At 64.5% G+C, this 16,085-nt stretch carries 15 protein-coding genes and 1 pseudogene; 12 read left to right on the top strand and 4 right to left on the bottom strand.

The features are described from left to right. Positions 1-4 precede the first annotated feature (4 nt). The 4 genes from KFF05_10970 (at position 5) to KFF05_10955 (ending at position 2,828) form a co-directional block, all read left to right on the top strand. Positions 5-1,048: an Ldh family oxidoreductase gene (locus KFF05_10970; GenBank protein UTW50480.1), complete on the top strand. Its 1,044-nt coding sequence runs from the start codon at positions 5-7 to the stop codon at positions 1,046-1,048. Positions 1,049-1,113: 65 nt separating this feature from the next. Further along, entirely contained in the window at positions 1,114-2,202 is a 1,089-nt protein-coding gene (locus tag KFF05_10965; protein UTW50479.1) for an Ldh family oxidoreductase, read from the top strand. Between the two features lie 94 nt (positions 2,203-2,296). Further along, positions 2,297-2,554 carry a type II toxin-antitoxin system ParD family antitoxin gene (locus KFF05_10960; GenBank protein ID UTW50478.1) on the top strand — a complete coding sequence of 86 codons (258 nt, stop codon included), beginning with the start codon at positions 2,297-2,299 and terminating at the stop codon, positions 2,552-2,554. Continuing rightward, positions 2,541-2,828 (top strand): type II toxin-antitoxin system RelE/ParE family toxin, encoded by a 288-nt coding sequence (locus KFF05_10955; GenBank protein ID UTW50477.1) that lies wholly within the window; start codon positions 2,541-2,543, stop codon positions 2,826-2,828. The genes KFF05_10960 and KFF05_10955 overlap by 14 nt, the downstream gene beginning before the upstream one ends. A gap of 70 nt (positions 2,829-2,898) precedes the next feature. On the opposite strand, the gene KFF05_10950 is transcribed toward KFF05_10955, so the two are convergent. Both KFF05_10950 and KFF05_10945 read right to left on the bottom strand, forming a co-directional pair. Further along, positions 2,899-3,447 carry a hypothetical protein gene (locus KFF05_10950; GenBank protein UTW50476.1) on the bottom strand — a complete coding sequence of 183 codons (549 nt, stop codon included), beginning with the start codon at positions 3,445-3,447 and terminating at the stop codon, positions 2,899-2,901. A 122-nt stretch (positions 3,448-3,569) separates the two neighbouring features. Next, positions 3,570-4,979 (bottom strand): FAD-binding oxidoreductase, encoded by a 1,410-nt coding sequence (locus KFF05_10945; protein UTW53678.1) that lies wholly within the window; start codon positions 4,977-4,979, stop codon positions 3,570-3,572. A 108-nt stretch (positions 4,980-5,087) separates the two neighbouring features. Here KFF05_10945 and KFF05_10940 point away from each other — a divergent pair, with 108 nt between their 5' ends. Continuing rightward, the gene (locus tag KFF05_10940; protein ID UTW50475.1) at positions 5,088-6,392 is read left to right on the top strand and encodes an FAD-binding oxidoreductase; all 1,305 of its coding nucleotides are present in this window, start codon (positions 5,088-5,090) and stop codon (positions 6,390-6,392) included. Positions 6,393-6,410: 18 nt separating this feature from the next. On the opposite strand, the gene KFF05_10935 is transcribed toward KFF05_10940, so the two are convergent. Beyond that, the gene (locus KFF05_10935) at positions 6,411-6,959 is read right to left on the bottom strand and encodes an HD domain-containing protein (GenBank protein ID UTW50474.1); all 549 of its coding nucleotides are present in this window, start codon (positions 6,957-6,959) and stop codon (positions 6,411-6,413) included. A gap of 183 nt (positions 6,960-7,142) precedes the next feature. Here KFF05_10935 and KFF05_10930 point away from each other — a divergent pair, with 183 nt between their 5' ends. The 7 genes and pseudogenes from KFF05_10930 to KFF05_10900 all read left to right on the top strand — a co-directional run bounded on the left by KFF05_10930 (position 7,143) and on the right by KFF05_10900 (position 14,936). Further along, positions 7,143-7,769, top strand: a complete 627-nt coding sequence (locus KFF05_10930; GenBank protein UTW50473.1) for an ABC transporter substrate-binding protein — start codon at positions 7,143-7,145, stop codon at positions 7,767-7,769. A 57-nt stretch (positions 7,770-7,826) separates the two neighbouring features. Continuing rightward, the gene (gene hpnC, locus KFF05_10925) at positions 7,827-8,738 is read left to right on the top strand and encodes a squalene synthase HpnC (GenBank protein ID UTW50472.1); all 912 of its coding nucleotides are present in this window, start codon (positions 7,827-7,829) and stop codon (positions 8,736-8,738) included. Between the two features lie 10 nt (positions 8,739-8,748). Next, positions 8,749-9,933, top strand: coding sequence for a glycosyltransferase (locus tag KFF05_10920; protein ID UTW50471.1), 1,185 nt, complete (start codon positions 8,749-8,751; stop codon positions 9,931-9,933). Between the two features lie 60 nt (positions 9,934-9,993). Beyond that, complete coding sequence (gene hpnD, locus KFF05_10915) at positions 9,994-10,863, top strand: presqualene diphosphate synthase HpnD (protein UTW53677.1); 870 nt, start codon at positions 9,994-9,996, stop codon at positions 10,861-10,863. An 8-nt stretch (positions 10,864-10,871) separates the two neighbouring features. Next, entirely contained in the window at positions 10,872-12,137 is a 1,266-nt protein-coding gene (gene hpnE / locus KFF05_10910) for a hydroxysqualene dehydroxylase HpnE (GenBank protein UTW50470.1), read from the top strand. A 131-nt stretch (positions 12,138-12,268) separates the two neighbouring features. Then, positions 12,269-14,236, top strand: a pseudogene (gene shc / locus KFF05_10905) (squalene--hopene cyclase). A 13-nt stretch (positions 14,237-14,249) separates the two neighbouring features. After that, positions 14,250-14,936, top strand: coding sequence for a hypothetical protein (locus KFF05_10900; GenBank protein ID UTW50469.1), 687 nt, complete (start codon positions 14,250-14,252; stop codon positions 14,934-14,936). A 12-nt stretch (positions 14,937-14,948) separates the two neighbouring features. On the opposite strand, the gene hpnH is transcribed toward KFF05_10900, so the two are convergent. Continuing rightward, positions 14,949-16,085: an adenosyl-hopene transferase HpnH gene (hpnH, locus tag KFF05_10895; protein ID UTW50468.1), complete on the bottom strand. Its 1,137-nt coding sequence runs from the start codon at positions 16,083-16,085 to the stop codon at positions 14,949-14,951.

Below are 16,085 nucleotides of genomic sequence, written 5' to 3'. Positions count from 1 at the left end.
CACGATGGCGATCAAGACCCTGGAAGAACTCGAACAGCTGGCCTTCAAGGTCTTCCTGAATTCGAATGTGTCGGAAAACAACGCGGCCCATGTCGTCCGCGCCCTGGTGCAGGCCGAAGCCGACGGCGTGCCGTCCCACGGCCTGTCGCGGGTGCCGAGCTACGCCGATCAGGCCAAGTCGGGCAAGGTCAACGGCCATGCCATCGCCCGCCTGGAACAGACGGCGACGGCGGCACTCCGGGTCGACGCCAACGGCGGCTATGCCTATCCGGCCATTCATCTGGGGCTGGGCCGGGCCATCACGTTGGCCCAGGAAGCGGGCATCGTCGGCCTCGCCATCGGCAATTCCCACCACGGCGGCGTCGGCGGCCACCCGGTCGAGGCCGCCGCCCGCAAGGGCCTGATCGCCATGGGCTTCCTCAACGCCCCGGCGGCCATCGCCCCCTGGAACGGCAACCGCGCCCTCTACGGCACCAACCCCATCGCCTTCGCCTGCCCGCGCCGCAACGCCGACGGCACGGACTGGGGCGATCCCATCCTGGTCGATCTGGCGCTGTCCAAGGTCGCGCGCGGCAAGATCATGATGGCCGCCAACAAGGGCGAGCCGATCCCCGAGGGCTGGTCGACGGACAAGCACGGCAATCCGACCACGGATGCCAAGGAAGCGCTGGACGGCGGCATGATGATCCCCATGGGCGACGCCAAGGGCGCGGCGCTGGTGCTGATGGTGGAAATCCTGGCGGCGACGCTCACCGGCTCCAACCACGGCTTCGAAGCCTCCAGCTTCTTCGCCGCCGACGGCGAGCCGCCCAAGGTCGGCCAGTTCTTCATCCTGATCGACCCCTCGGCCTTCGCCCACGAGGACGAGGAAACCGCCGACAACCGCTTCATCGAACGCATCGGCACCCTGGTTCAGGCCATCACCGAGCAGGACGGCGCCTGGCTCCCCGGCGTCGACCGCTGGGCCAACCGCGCCAAGGCGAATGCCGAGGGCGTCGAGGTAGCGGACAAGCTGCTGGCGGACCTTGAGGCCCGCGCGGCGGCTTAATTTTCCGGCCGCGCTGTGCTTTCTCACGGTTACAAGATGTAGTAGGATAATATCCTACTCATTCGATGCCTGTACGTCATGGGAGTGTTGGGCCATGTCCATGGTCAAGAAAAGCATCACGGTCACCGACCAGCAGGAAGCTTGGATACAGGGGCAACTCGCTGAATTCGAATGTGTCGGAAAACAACGCGGCCCATGTCGTCCGCGCCCTGGTTCAGGCCGAAGCCGACGGTGTTCCGTCCCACGGCCTGTCGCGGGTGCCGAGCTACGCCGACCAGGCCAAGTCGGGCAAGGTCGACGGCCATGCCATCGCCCGCCTGGAACAGACGGCGACGGCGGCCCTGCGGGTCGACGCCAACGGCGGCTACGCCTATCCGGCCATTCATCTGGGCCTGGGCCGGGCCATCACGCTGGCCCAGGAAGCGGGCATTGTCGGCCTGGCCATCGGCAATTCCCACCACGGCGGCGTCGGCGGCCACCCGGTCGAAGCGGCCGCCCGCAAGGGCCTGATCGCCATGGGCTTCCTCAACGCCCCGGCGGCCATCGCACCGTGGAACGGCAACCGCGCCCTTTACGGCACCAACCCCATCGCCTTCGCCTGCCCGCGGCGCAACGCCGACGGCACGGACTGGGGCGACCCCATCCTGGTCGATCTGGCGCTCAGCAAGGTCGCCCGCGGCAAGATCATGATGGCCGCCAACAAGGGCGAGCCGATCCCCGAGGGTTGGTCCACGGACAAGCACGGCAAGCCGACCACCGACGCCAAGGAAGCCCTCGACGGCGGCATGATGATCCCCATGGGCGACGCCAAGGGCGCGGCCCTGGTGCTGATGGTGGAAATCCTGGCGGCGACGCTCACCGGCTCCAACCACGGCTTCGAAGCCTCCAGCTTCTTCGCCGCCGACGGCGAGCCGCCCAAGGTCGGCCAGTTCTTCATCCTGATCGACCCCTCGGCCTTCGCCCACGAGGACGAGGAAACCGCCGACAACCGCTTCATCGAACGCATCGGCACCCTGGTTCAGGCCATCACCGAGCAGGACGGCGCCTGGCTCCCCGGCGTCGACCGCTGGGCCAACCGCGCCAAGGCGAATGCCGAGGGCGTCGAGGTAGCGGACAAGCTGCTGGCGGACCTTGAGGCCCGCGCGGCGGCTTAATTTTCCGGCCGCGCTGTGCTTTCTCACGGTTACAAGATGTAGTAGGATAATATCCTACTCATTCGATGCCTGTACGTCATGGGAGTGTTGGGCCATGTCCATGGTCAAGAAAAGCATCACGGTCACCGACCAGCAGGAAGCTTGGATACAGGGGCAACTCGCCAGTGGCAATTACGCCACGGACAGTGAACTGATCCGCGAAGCTATCCGGGAAAAGCAGACGCGCGCCGACGAGATCGCGCGCATCCGGGCAGCGCTGATCGAGGCGGAAAGCGGTGGCATGAGCGACAAGTCACCGGCGGACATTCGCCGCGCGGTTCTCGCTGATCTCAAGGAAGATGGCGGACTATAGGCTCAGCCGAGCCGCCGAGGATGACTTGGCGCGTCTTTACCGCCGGGGGATCACAGAATTCGGATTGGCTCAGGCCGACCGTTACTTCGACGGCCTGATCGCGCTGTTCGATCGGATCGCTGACGATCCCACCCTTTATGCAGCCGTCGATCATATCCGCCCCGGCTATCGGCGCAGCGTCTACGGCGCTCATTCCATCTATTATCGGCAAGGCGATGGCATGGTTGAGGTTATGCGCATTCTTGGACGCGAGGATGTGGCGCAGTTGGGGTAAATGCACAAGTAGCCAACGCAGAGTGCACCGATCTGCCGTATAGATTATTTGTCGATCTTGTCGTGAGTTTCTATTTTTCTTTTTCAAGGCTCTTGAGCTTATTGATGATGCCCTCCGTTAGGGCGATAAACTCTCTGGCCTCTTCAGGTGAAATTTGGCTACGAGAAGCTGCTGGATGTACTGCTTTATTTCGTAACTGTCTCATTTGGCCTAATAATTCAGCGGTGTTGTTGTTCAAGTGCCCAGATTGGACCAACATTTTAATGCATCCATATGGGGAATAATTAGCAGGAGAATCTACGGCTAGAGATAATCTCTCGACGGCATTCAATAACTCATGCTCAACGGCAGTCCAGGCGACACCGACTGCTGCTGCAGGAAAGTCGATCGCAAGGCGTAGGGACTCTGAAACAATCTGGGCTGCATTAAGTGAATGGCTGCTAGGTGTAGGCTTTGAGGGGATGTTCAGGCCCGCGTTTTTGGCTCTGCTCTCTAGGTCCCGAACCTTACGTCCAAAGTCTAACTCGAAGTCGCCATAACGAAATGTAGATAGCTCCCGCAAGAGCTCTCGGAGATGCCCCCGGAGAAAAAAACTATGCCGATGACGGTTGCTGGCCATGCAATCGATTCAATGACGTCTGCCATGAATTGAAGATTAAGCATATGAAAATACTAATATTTTAGAATGCTTTCGACAACTAGGATGCCAAGCCTGGGAGACAGGCAATAAACATCAATTGGCTAAGGCACCACCTTCCCCGGATTCATGATGCCCTTGGGGTCGAGCGCGGCTTTGATGCTGCGGAGCAGGTGTTTCTCCACGTCCGTCTTGTAGCGGTCCATCTCGTGTACCTTGAGCAGCCCGATGCCGTGTTCGGCGGAGAATGAGGCGCCGAGGCTATCGGCGATGTCGTGGACGCCCGGGGGCACTTCGTGGCGCAGGCGTTCGGCGTCTTCCGGGGTCGTGTCCTTGGGCATCACCAGGTTGTAGTGCAGGTTGCCGTCGCCCATGTGGCCGAAGGCCATGATGGTGCAGCCGGGGATCGCCGCCTGCACATGGGGGTCGGCCTTGGCGAGGAACTCGGGGATCTTGGAGACGGGCACGGAAATGTCGTGCTTGGCCGAGGGGCCGCAATGCTTGAGCGCTTCGGGGATGGATTCCCGCAGGTTCCAGAGCTTGGCCGCCTGATCGCCGCTTTCGGCCAGCACGGCGTCGATGATCTCTTCCGCTTCGAAGGCTTCGCCCAGGGCTTCCTCGGCCAGGTCGCGGATCACGCCCTTCTGCCCCGATGCCATTTCGACGAGCGCATAATGCTCGTACTTCTGCTGCATGGGGTCCTGGGTGTTGGGGATGTGTTCGAACACCGCATCCAGCGGCGCGCGGCAGATGTATTCGAAACTGGTGACCTGATCGCCCGTGGCGCGTTTCAGGCGGTTGAGCAGGTTCGACAGGTCGGCCGGCGCGTTGGCGGCGACCAGGGCCGTCGTCGTTTCCGCCGGGCGGGGGAACAGTTTCAGGACGGCGGCGGTGATGGTGCCGAGCGTGCCTTCCGCCCCCATGAAGACATGCTTCAGGTCATAGCCCGTGTTGTTCTTGCGGATGCCGCGCAGCCCGTTCCACACGCGGCCGTCGGATGTGACGACCTCCAGCCCCAGCACCAGGTCCCGCGCGTTGCCGTAGCGCAGCACCTGAATGCCGCCGGCGTTGGTCGACAGGTTCCCGCCGATCTGGCAGGTCCCCTCGGCGGCCAGCGACAGGGGGAACAGGAGGCCGGCGGCCTCGGCCTTGTCCTGGATATCCTTGAGGATGCAGCCGGCTTCGACCGTCATGGTCGCGTTGACGGGGTCGATCTCGCGCACGGCATTCATGCGGCCCATGTTGATCAGCACGCCGCCCTGGGCGACCGCCCCGCCGCACAGGCCCGTATTGCCGCCCTGGGGGGTGATGGTCACGCCGTGTTCGGCGCAGATCGTGACGATCTTGGAAACCTCGTCCGTATTGGCCGGGCGCAGCACCAGGGGGCTTTCGCCGTGGTAGTAATTGCGCTCCTCCGCCAGATAGGGGGCCATGTCGGCCTCGGTCTCGTACCAGCCCTTGTCGCCCACGGCGGCTTTCAACGCCTGGCGTACGGGTTCGGGAAGGGGGGGCATATGGGCGCCGTCGGCCATGATCGTTTTCCTTGAAGGCGATGGTCACTGGGGGTGTTTCAGGTCATATTTGGCACGAAGGCCGCCCAACGACAAGCCGGAGCCCCGTCCATGACCGCGACAATTTCTCAACCCAAGCCCGAGAATTCCAAAAGCGTCCCGCAAGGCGGCACGCCGGGGGAAACCACGGTCTGCGTCATCGGCGCCGGCATCGTCGGCGTCAACTGCGCCCTGGCGGCGGTGAAGGAGGGGTTCAAGGTCACCCTGATCGACCGCATCGAACCCGGCGAGGCGTGCTCCTTCGGCAATGCCGGCATCCTGGCGGAATGGTCGTTCGTGCCGACCTTCGGGCCGGAAGTCCTGCGCAATGTGCCGGGCTACCTGCTGGATCCCAAGGGGCCCTTGACCATCCGCTGGTCGCGGCTGCCGCATATCCTGCCCTGGCTGCTGCGCATGCTGCGCTTCGCCAGCGTCTCGCACCAACGCCGCGCCGCCGATGCCCTGCGCCATCTGACCATCGGCTGCTCCGACGCCTATGGGGCCTTGGCGGCGGAGGCCGGGGCGCCCGAACTGGTGCGCCGCGACCCGGTGCTGCAGGTCTATGACAACGAGAGCGATTTCAAGAAGGCGGAGATCGACCTGGCGTTCCGCGCGACCTACGGCATCAAGTATCAGGCCCTGGACCGCAAGGAACTGACGGATCTGGAACCGGCGCTCGGCCCCGATTTCAAATGGGCCCATGCCTTGCTCGGCGGCGGCACCACGACCAACCCGGGCCGCCTGACCAAGGTCCTGGCCGAGGCTTTTGTTAAGCGCGGCGGCACCCTGAAACAGGGCGAGGTGCGGGGGCTTGTCCGGAAGCCCGACGGCGGGTTCCGGATCGAGACGCCGGAGGGAACCATCGAGGCGGACCGGATTGTTTTGGCCGCCGGGGCCTTTTCCCACAAGCTGGCGGCCCTGCTGGGTGAGAAAATCCCGCTGGGGACCGAGCGCGGCTACCACGCCATTCTGGCCGACCCGGGGGTGCAGGTGAACCACGCCGTCGGCTGGAAGGCCCGCGCATTCTATGCCTCGCCCATGGAGATGGGGCTGCGCCTGGCCGGCACAGTCGAACTGGCGGGGCTGGAGCCGCCGCCCGATTACGCCCGGGTAAAGGTCATGACCGACCTGGTGCCCAAGTTGCTGCCCGGCGTGAAGACGGAGGTGTCGACGCAGTGGATGGGCTTCCGCCCGACCCTGCCGGACAGCCTGCCCGTGGTTGGCCCCTCAACGACGGTACCGGGGCTGTTCCATGCCTTCGGCCATCAGCACGTGGGCCTGACCTGCGGCCCGGCGACGGGGCGCGTGATCGCGCGGCTGTTGAAGGGCGAGGCGCCGAACGTGGACCTGACGCCGTTCCGGGCGGACCGGTTTTAGCAATCTGGGCGGTCGGGATTACGCCGCAAGGGCGCTTTCCATGTAGGGGCGGAAGTGGTCGATGTCCGGCGTCTCCAGGCCGGCGATCTTGGCCCGGTCGTCCCATTCGCGGACCTTCACGGCATCTTCGTAATAGGGCAGGGCCTCGAAGGCCTTGACCTCGTCCGCGTTCATCGGCCCGCCCTGTAATTCCAGGGATTTGACCGAGGCCGGGGACAGGGTGTCGAAATAGCCCGGCTGTGTGGCGCAGAGATAGCGCTTGGCCTCGACATGCAGGCCGACGGCCTGGGCCACGCGGGCGTTAAAATGGCGGGCGGCCCAGCCGCGGGCGATGTCCTCGTGCTTGTCGTTGATGCCGCGGTCGGCGGCCGCCTGGCCGTGTTTCTGCATCATGTGGCCGATGTCGTGCAGAAAGGCCGCGGCGACCAGATCTCCATCACCCGATTCCTGCTCCGCCAGCCAGGCGCATTGCAGCGCGTGTTCCAACTGCGACACCACCTCGGTGTATGGGCGGCGGCCCAAATCAAGATACGTTTCAAGGGCTTCTGAGAGAGGATTTTTCGTCATGGTCAGGTTCCTGTAAACTGAATCTGGTCCACTGAATGGGGCCTGGGGCGATGCTGTTCTGGGATTCCATCAATTTTATCATATTGGTCTGATGTCAATCAGATGAACTTTTATTGATCCATGCGGCACTTGAACTTACCGCATGGCCCGGTGTATGCAACGCGCCTGGAGGAGACGATTCCAATGCTAAGGCGTCATATACTTACTGCTTTCCTGGCCACCGCCCTGATGGCGTTCGCGCCGCGGGCCGTATGCGCCGAAGTGACGACGGACGAAGTCAAAACCTTCGTCAACACCATGGCCTCGTCGGCGATCAGTTCCCTGACCGGGAAGGACATCGCCCGCGACGTGCGCAAGGAACGTTTCCGCGCGCTGGTGAACGACTTCTTCGCGGTGAAATCCATCGGCAAATGGGTGCTGGGCCGCCACTGGCGCCGCGCCACCCCGGAACAGCGTGAGGAATACCTGACCCTGTTCGAGAACATGCTGCTGGAACGCTATGTCGACGGCTTCAAGGATTATTCCGGTGAGTCTTTGGAAATCAGCCGCGCCGAAAAGCGCCAGGAAAATGACTTCATCGTCCATACCATGCTGAAACGCCCCGGCGGCCAGCCGGTCGAAGTCAGCTGGCGTGTCGGCGTGGGCGAACGTGACGGTCAGCATATCTTCAAGATCGTCGACATCATCGTGAACGGCCTGTCCATGGCCCTGACCCAGCAGAAGGAATTCAATTCCGTCATCTCGAACAACGGAAATTCCGTCGACAGCCTGCTGGAGAAAATGCGGGAAATGGCCAAGCCCGCCGGCTGATCCTGGGGTCGGCCTGATCCTGGGGCCGGCTGATCCGAGTGAAGGTGTTTTCCGGTCATGGGGCAGCCCACCGATTCTCCTGAACCGACGTCGGGCACCGGCGTGGAAACGCCGTCGGGCCCTGGCGTGGAAACGCCGTCGGGCAAAGACGCCGCTTACGAAAACTTCCCCGTCGGCTCGTTCCTGCTGCCGGCCGACCTGCGCCCGCATGTGGCGCGGTTCTACCGCTTCGCCCGCGCCATCGACGACATTGCCGACAACACGGCCTTGGACGCGGACACCAAGATCCGCCGCCTGGCCGGTTTCGAAGCGGCGTTATTGGGCCAGCATCCGGGCGATCCCGAATTCGCCACCGCCCATGCCATGCGCGACAGTTTGGCGGAAACCGACATCACACCGCGCCATTGCCAGGATTTGATCGACGTCTTCAAGCAGGACGCGGTCAAGGGCAGTTATCAGGACTGGGACGACCTGATGCATTACTGCATCCGGTCCGCCGCCCCCGTGGGCCGCTACCTGATCGACCTGCACGGTGGATCGTCCTTGGGCTACGGCCCGTCGGATGCGCTGTGCAACGCGCTTCAGGTCATCAATCATCTGCAGGACTGTCAGGACGACTACCGCAGCCTGGACCGGGTGTACCTGCCCGGCGATTGGCTGGCCGCGGAGGGGGCGGTAGTGGAAGACCTCGACCGTCCGGCCTGTACCCCGGCACTGCGCCGCGTGATCGACCGCTGCCTCGATGCGACCGAAATACTGTTGGAAGAAGCCCGTCCCATATCCTCCGGCATGCACAGCCGCCGACTGGGGATGGAAGCCGCCGCCATTTGGGAAATCGCCCGCCGGCTCACGGGCCTGTTGCGCCGTCGCGACCCGCTGGCCGGGCGGGTGGCGCTGACCAAGGGTGGCTATGCCTGGTGCTGTGCCAAGGGCGCCTTGGCCGCACTGATCGGTCTGCACGGGCGATGAGGTCCGGGAAATGACGGGGGCCGCCCTGCTGGCGCTCGCCGTCTGGGCGGGAATCCTGTTCTGCCGCGGGCGGTTCTGGTTCGCCGATCAACACCTGAGCCCCGCCGCCAAGACGCCTCCCAAAGAAAGCTGGCCCGACATCGCCGCCGTCATCCCCGCCCGTGACGAAGCCGACAGCATCGCCCGCACCGTGGCGTCCCTGTTCGCCCAGGATTATCCCGGTCGCCTTGATGTCGTGGTGGTTGACGACAATTCGACGGACGGCACGGCGGCCCTGGCCCGGGGGGCGGCTGACGCGGCGGGCGGGGGTGGCCGATTTCACCTTGTCACCGGACGGCCGCTGGCCGAGGGCTGGTCGGGCAAGCTGTGGGCTGTTCATCAAGGGCTTGAGGCCGCGCGGGCGGCGGCAGCCGAAGCCCGCTATGTTCTGTTGACCGACGCCGACATTGCCCACGACCCGGCCAACCTGCGCCGTCTGGTCGAGAAGGCGGAGATGGAGAACCGTGATCTGGTCTCCCTCATGGTGCGCCTCAACTGCGAGACGCCGTGGGAGCGTCTGCTGATTCCGGCCTTCGTGTTCTTTTTCCAAAAGCTGTTTCCCTTTCCCTGGGTCAACGATCCGGTCAAGCGCACGGCGGCGGCGGCGGGCGGCTGCATGTTGGTGCGGCGGGCCGCCCTGGATGCGGCCGGCGGGATCAAGGCGATCAAGGACCGCCTGATCGACGATTGCGCCCTGGCGGCGCTGTTGAAGGCCAGGGGGGCGATTTGGCTGGGGCTCAGCCGCGAGACGGTGAGCCTGCGCCGATACGACGGATTGGGGGAATTGTGGCGCATGGTCGCGCGCACGGCGTATGAGCAACTCGGCCATTCGCCCCTGATGTTGCTGGGCACCATCGCCGGGATGGTGTTGCTGTACCTGGTGCCGCCGGTGGCGGCGCTGTGGGGGCTGGTTGCCGGAAATTGGCCGATGCTGGCCGTCGGGGCGGTGGAGTGGTGCGCCATGGCCATCGCCTATTTCCCGACCCTGCGCCTGTACGGGCGCCCGCCCTGGGCGGCGCTGGGGCTGCCCGTGGCGGGATTCCTCTACACCCTGATGACCGTCGATTCCGCCCGCCGTCACGCCCTGGGCCGGGGCGGCGGCTGGAAAGGGCGCATCTATGCCGGCGGGCCGGGCGCGCCCGGTTCCCGGGGCTGACGGTTGCCCCGTCATTGGGGGCTGGCCTTGGCTGCACCCCCCAGTGTATCCATTGCACCCATGCACAACTTGGTGACCCTTTCCGAAGTCGAAGTCGGCCGCGCCCGTGAACAGGTGGAGCAGATCGTGCGCGCCTCGGGCACGACCTTCTATTGGGCCATGCGGCTTCTGCCCGGCGAAAAACGTCGCGCCATGTTCGCGGTCTATGCCTTTTGCCGCATCGTCGACGACATCGCCGACGACCCTAATCCGCTCGACGTGAAAAAACGCGAACTGGCCCGTTGGCGGGATGAAATCCGCGCCCTTTATTCGGGGCGGCCAAAGGACCCGGTCGCCGTCGCCCTGGCGGAACCGATTGCCCATTTCGGCCTGGCCGAGGCCGACTTTCTGGCCGTCATCGACGGCATGGAAACGGATGCGTCGGAAACCCTGCGCCTGGCCACCCGCGAGGATCTGCTGCTGTACTGCGACCGGGTTGCTTGCGCCGTGGGGCGGCTGAGCTGCCGCATCTTCGGCCTGGGGGTTGAGATCGGGGACCGGCTGGCGGCCGCGCTCGGTCTCGCCCTGCAACTGACCAACATTCTGCGCGATCTGGACGAGGACGCGGCGCGCGACCGGCTGTATCTGCCCGATGATCTGCTGGCGACTCACGGTGTTGCCGCCCGCGATCCGCAAGGCGTTCTGGCCGACGCCAATCTGACTGCCGCCGTGACCGAGATCGGCACCCTGGCCGGAGAAAAGTTCGCCGAAGCGCGGATTCTGCTTGGCCAGTGCGAGGCCGATCGGGTCAAGCCCGCGACCATGATGATGGAAGCCTATGAGCGCATCTTCCGCCGTATGCGGGCGCGCGGCTGGCACCGGGTGCTGGAGCCGGCGGGATTGTCCAAGGCGGAAAAGCTTTGGGTCGCCTTCCGCTACGGCCTGCTGTAGCCCGGGGGATGGCAATCGGACGTATCCATGTGATCGGTGCCGGGGTGGCGGGCCTGGCCGCCGCCGTACGCCTGGCCCAGGACGGGCGCAAGGTCGTCCTGTATGACAGCGCCGGGCATGCCGGCGGGCGCTGCCGCTCCTATTTCGATGCTCATCTGGAGCGCCGCATCGACAACGGCAATCACTTGATGCTGTCCGGCAATTGGGCGATCCGCGACTATCTGCAAACGGTGGGGGCGGCGGACAGCTTGACCGGGCCTGAGGACGCGTCCTTTCCGTTCCGCGATTTACGGACCGGCGACACCTGGACCGTGACACCTGATTCGGGGCGGGTGCCCTGGTCCATCCTGTTCGGTGGCGGCCGGGTGCCGAGAACTTGTTTGAGCGAATACTTGCGGGTCCGTCATCTCGCCTGCGCGGGGCCGGAGGACACGGTCCAAGACTGCCTGGCCGGGCCGGGCAAGTTGTTTGAAAAATTCTGGGAACCGTTGGCCGTCGGCGTGCTGAACACGCCCGTCGACACGGCGTCGGCGCGTCTGTTGTGGCCGGTCGTGAAGGAAACCTTCGGCCGCGGCCGCGCCGCCTGCAAGCCCCTGATGGCGCGGGTGGGGTTGAGCGACAGCTTCGTTGATCCGGCGCTCGATTATCTGGCGGCGAAGGGGGCGGAGGTTCGGTTCAACAACCGTTTGCGCGCTTTAGACTTTGGTGACGGGCAAGTCCGTGCGCTCGATTTCGCCGGCGCCACGGTGGTGCTGGACCCGGATGACCAAGTTATTTTGGCCGTGCCCGCATGGGCGGCGGCAGACGTCGTGCCGGACCTGAACGGGCCGCAGGGCAGCCATGCCATCGTCAACGCCCATTTCCGGCTGACGCAACCGGTGCCGGCGGCCCCCCCCTTGGTCGGGCTGGTCGGCGGCACGGCGCAATGGGTGTTTCTGCGCGACGATGTCGCCTCGGTCACGGTCAGCGCCGCAGACGCCCTGGCGGCAGAGGCCAACGAAGCGATCGCAATGCGCCTTTGGCCCGAGGTGCGGGCGGCCCTGGGATTGGCGGACGGCCCGCTGCCACCCTGGCGTATCGTCAAGGAAAAGCGGGCGACCATCAGCCAGACTCCGGCCGAGGATCGCCGCCGTCCTGCGCCGCGGACGGCTTGGCATAATCTGCTCCTGGCCGGCGATTGGACGGCCACGGGCCTGCCGGCGACCATCGAAGGTTCCATCCGGTCCGGTTTCCGGGCCGCCGACATGGTTGTCACGTCCTTGTCATCTTCTTGATTCCAGAGGCCCTTTCTGAAAGAAGGGGCCGGATCGCCGCAGGCATTGAATTTTGCGCCTGCGAAGAGTACATCTGGGCGATTAATGGCCTGATAACAAAAGATTCAAGCGGTGACGTGATGGACATCTCCATGCAGCCAGAGGACGATACGCCGAATGCCGGTTCCGGCGAGGCGGCCCTTGATGGCCGCGCACAGGCGGATCTGGACGCCACCATCGACGAAGCCCGCGCCTGGCTGGCCGGTCAGCAAGCCAAGGACGGCAGTTGGGCGTTTGAGTTGGAAGCGGACGCGACGATCCCCGCCGAGTACATTCTTCTCAACCATTACCTGGGCGAGCCCCGCGAGGCCATCGAGGCCAAGATGGGCAACTATCTGCGCCGCATTCAGGGCAAACACGGCGGCTGGCCGCTGTTCCATGACGGCGATTTCGACATGAGCGCCACAGTCAAAGCCTACTACGCCCTGAAGCTGATTGGCGACGACCCGGACGCCCCCCACATGGCCAAGGCGCGGGCGGCGGTGCTGGCGCGTGGTGGTGCTGCGCGCTCGAACGTTTTCACGCGCATCGCACTTGCCCTGTTCGAACAGGTTCCCTGGCGCGCGGCGCCGGTGATCCGCCCGGAAGCCATGCTGCTGCCGTCCTGGTCGCCGTTCCATATCGACAAGGTCGCCTATTGGTCGCGGACGGTGATGATTCCGCTGTTCGTGCTGGCCGCGACCCGGCCCAAGGCGCGCAATCCGCGCGGCGTTGGCATCCGCGAACTCTTTGCCGAAGATCCGTTCAAGCAGACCGATTTCCTGCACAATCCCACGGGCCATGTCTTGGGCAACGTGTTCCTGGCCATCGATAAGGCGGCGCGGCTGGTGCAGCCGATGATCCCCCAGTGGCTGGAGAAGAAGGCCATCACCAAGTGCATGGACTTCGTGAAGACGCGCCTGAACGGCGAGGACGGCCTGGGCGGCATCTTCCCCGCCATGGCCAACGCGGTCATGGCTTAGGACGTGCTGGGCTATCCCCGCGATCATCCTGATTTCCTGACGGCGCGGGGGGCCATCGAAAAGCTGGTCGTGGAACGCGACGGCGAAGCCTATTGCCAGCCCTGCCTGTCGCCCGTGTGGGACACGGGGCTGGCCATGCACGCCATGCAGGAAAGCGGCATGGAAGCGGGCGACGTCGTACTCGACAAGGCCGCCGAATGGCTGGTCGACCGCCAGATCACCGACGTCAAGGGCGACTGGGCCAAGAAGCGTCCGGACCTGCGCCCCGGCGGCTGGGCCTTCCAGTACTGGAACGACCATTACCCCGACGTGGACGACACGGCGGTCGTCATCATGGCCCTGCACCGCGCCGACCCCGTGCGCTACAAGGATGCCATCGATCGCGGCGTCGAATGGATCATCGGCATGCAGAGCGAGAACGGCGGCTGGGGCGCCTTCGATGCCGAGAACGAAGCCTATCACCTGAACCACATTCCCTTCGCCGACCACGGGGCGCTGTTGGACCCGCCGACGTCCGACGTCAGCGCGCGTTGCCTCGGCATGCTGGCGCAGCTCGGTTACGGCGCGGATGACGCCGTGGTCGCTCGCGCGATCCGCTTCCTGAAGGACGAGCAGGAAGAAGACGGGTCCTGGTTTGGGCGCTGGGGCACCAATTACGTCTACGGCACCTGGTCGGTGTTGAGCGCCCTCAACGCCGTGGGCGAGGATATGTCCCAGCCCTACATCCGCCGCGCCGTCGACTGGCTGAAAAGCCGCCAGATGGCCGACGGCGGCTGGGGCGAGGACTGCGCGACCTACTGGACCGAGAAGAAGGGCCTGGCCAAGGAAAGCACGCCGTCGCAGACGGCTTGGGCCCTGATGGGCCTGATGGCGGCGGGCGAACTGGACAGCGCCGAGGTTGAAAGCGGCGTCACCTACCTGCTGGACCATCCGCGTGAAGGCGGCAAATGGCAGGAAACGATGTTCAACGCCGTCGGTTTTCCCAAGGTGTTCTACATCACCTATCACGGCTATAGCGCCTATTTCCCGCTGTGGACGCTGTCCCGCTACCGCAACCTGAAGCGCAGTAACACCAAACGCCCCGCCTACGGCATTTGACCGGCCCGGCGTGATGGCCCGTATCGGCATCATCACCGGGGTTTTGCGCGAGGTCGCCTGCCTGTCCGACATTTCCGATAATGATGACCTGGACGTGCGCGCGTCCGGGGCTGACCCCCAACGTGCGGGCGAACTGGCGGACGAGATGTTCGCCCAGGGTGTGGTCGCCATGCTCAGCTTCGGGCTGTGTGGTGGCCTGGACCCGGCGCTCAAGGCCGGGGATTTGATCCTGCCGACCCGCGTCATCGCCGCCGGAAGCAAGAGCCTGACTTGTGACCCCGATTGGACGGGGCGCCTGGAAGACGCCTTGGGCGATATGGTGACGCGCAAGGGGGCCACCCTGGCCCATTCGCCGACCATCGTCGCCGGGCCCCGGCGCAAATCCGTGCTGCGGGCGACGACCGAGGCCGATGCGGTCGATATGGAAAGCTATGCCGTCGGCCGGGCGGCGCGCAAGGCGGGGCGGCCCTTCGCGATCATCCGCGCCGTGTCCGATACGTCGGATACGCGGTTGCCGGAATGGACGGATGAAATCGTCTCGACCTCGGGTGGTACGGACGGCGTGCGCCTGCTGAAAAACCTGGCGACCCATCCGGGCGACATCGGGAAACTGCTGGCGCTGGGGCGCGGCAGCACGCGGGCGTTGAAGGTCCTGCGCGGCGCGGCGGGACGTCTTGGGCCCGGCCTTGCCTTCGGCTGACTTGGCCTGTTCTTAGGCCGCCTTTTCGCCTTCGGCCTTTTCCGCCATCTTCTGGCTCAGCGTCTTGACCAGGCCTTCGAACACGAATTCGGCCGGGCGCTGGTTGTCCAGATTGATTTCCGGGGCCATCTCACCTTCCGTGTTGACGCCGTTCAGGAAGACCTTCAGCGCCTTCAGCGGGTGCGACACGGTGTCGGTGACGGCGGTCGGCTCATAGCCGCAATGAACCATGCAGTCGGCGCATTTTTCATAGTTGCCGGTGCCGTACTTGTCCCACTCGACGCTGTCCATCAGCTCCTGAAACGTATCGGCATAGCCTTCGTTCAGCAGATAGCAGGGTTTCTGCCAGCCGAAGATGTTGCGCGTCGGGTTGCCCCAGGGCGTGCACTTGTAGGACTGGTTGCCGGCCAGGAAGTCGAGGAACAGGGTCGACTGCGAGAACCGCCATTTCTTCGCACCCTCGTGCTTGAACACGTCGCGGAACAGCTGCTTGGTCTTCTTGCGCGACAGGAAATGTTCCTGATCGGGGGCGCGTTCATAGGCATAGCCGGGTGATACGGTGATGCCCTCGACCCCCAGGTCGTGGGTGCAGAAATCGAAGAATTCGGCCGCTTCGGTGGCCGACATCTGATCGAACAGGGTGCAGTTGACGTTGACGCGGAAGCCCATGGCCTTCGCCTTGCGGATGGCGGAGACGGCGCGCTTGAAGGTGCCCGGCTGGGCCACGGCCTTGTCGTGATGGGCTTCCATGCCGTCCAGATGGACCGAGAAGGTCAGATACGGCGTGGGCGTGAACTTGCTGAGGTTCTTTTCCAGAAGCAGGGCGTTGGTGCACAGGTAAACGAACTTTTTGCGCGCCACGATGCCTTCGACGATTTGCACGATCTCTTTATGGATCAGGGGTTCACCGCCGGGGATCGAGACGATGGGCGCACCACAGTCATCAACCGCCTTCAGGCACTCTTCCACCGACAGGCGCTTGTTCAGGATGTCGTCTTCGTAATCGATCTTGCCGCAGCCCGGGCAGGCCAGGTTGCAGCGAAACAGGGGTTCCAGCATCAGGACGAGGGGGTATTTCTCGACGCCGCGCAGCTTCTTGCCCATGATATAGGCGCCGACGCGGACCTGCTGGATGACGGGGACTGCCAT

The sequence above is a fragment of the bacterium SCSIO 12827 genome, from assembly GCA_024397995.1.
Lineage (GTDB): Bacteria > Pseudomonadota > Alphaproteobacteria > Rhodospirillales > Casp-alpha2 > UBA1479.
Note: the sequence above shows the minus strand (reverse complement) of the source record. Positions and strands in the feature narration are given on the sequence as shown.

Bases quoted from the DNA above. Each gene is read 5' to 3' on its own strand.
- KFF05_10940 (UTW50475.1), top strand. From the start codon at position 5,088: ATGACCGCGACAATTTCTCAACCCAAGCCCGAGAATTCCAAAAGCGTC.
- KFF05_10955 (UTW50477.1), top strand. From the start codon at position 2,541: ATGGCGGACTATAGGCTCAGCCGAGCCGCCGAGGATGACTTGGCGCGT.
- KFF05_10935 (UTW50474.1), bottom strand. From the start codon at position 6,959: ATGACGAAAAATCCTCTCTCAGAAGCCCTTGAAACGTATCTTGATTTG.
- hpnE (UTW50470.1), top strand. From the start codon at position 10,872: ATGGCAATCGGACGTATCCATGTGATCGGTGCCGGGGTGGCGGGCCTG.
- KFF05_10900 (UTW50469.1), top strand. From the start codon at position 14,250: ATGGCCCGTATCGGCATCATCACCGGGGTTTTGCGCGAGGTCGCCTGC.
- KFF05_10930 (UTW50473.1), top strand. From the start codon at position 7,143: ATGCTAAGGCGTCATATACTTACTGCTTTCCTGGCCACCGCCCTGATG.
- hpnC (UTW50472.1), top strand. From the start codon at position 7,827: ATGGGGCAGCCCACCGATTCTCCTGAACCGACGTCGGGCACCGGCGTG.
- hpnH (UTW50468.1), bottom strand. From the start codon at position 16,085: ATGGCAGTCCCCGTCATCCAGCAGGTCCGCGTCGGCGCCTATATCATG.
- KFF05_10960 (UTW50478.1), top strand. From the start codon at position 2,297: ATGTCCATGGTCAAGAAAAGCATCACGGTCACCGACCAGCAGGAAGCT.
- KFF05_10970 (UTW50480.1), top strand. From the start codon at position 5: ATGGCGATCAAGACCCTGGAAGAACTCGAACAGCTGGCCTTCAAGGTC.
- KFF05_10920 (UTW50471.1), top strand. From the start codon at position 8,749: ATGACGGGGGCCGCCCTGCTGGCGCTCGCCGTCTGGGCGGGAATCCTG.
- KFF05_10950 (UTW50476.1), bottom strand. From the start codon at position 3,447: ATGGCCAGCAACCGTCATCGGCATAGTTTTTTTCTCCGGGGGCATCTC.
- KFF05_10965 (UTW50479.1), top strand. From the start codon at position 1,114: ATGCCTGTACGTCATGGGAGTGTTGGGCCATGTCCATGGTCAAGAAAA.
- hpnD (UTW53677.1), top strand. From the start codon at position 9,994: ATGCACAACTTGGTGACCCTTTCCGAAGTCGAAGTCGGCCGCGCCCGT.
- KFF05_10945 (UTW53678.1), bottom strand. From the start codon at position 4,979: ATGCCCCCCCTTCCCGAACCCGTACGCCAGGCGTTGAAAGCCGCCGTG.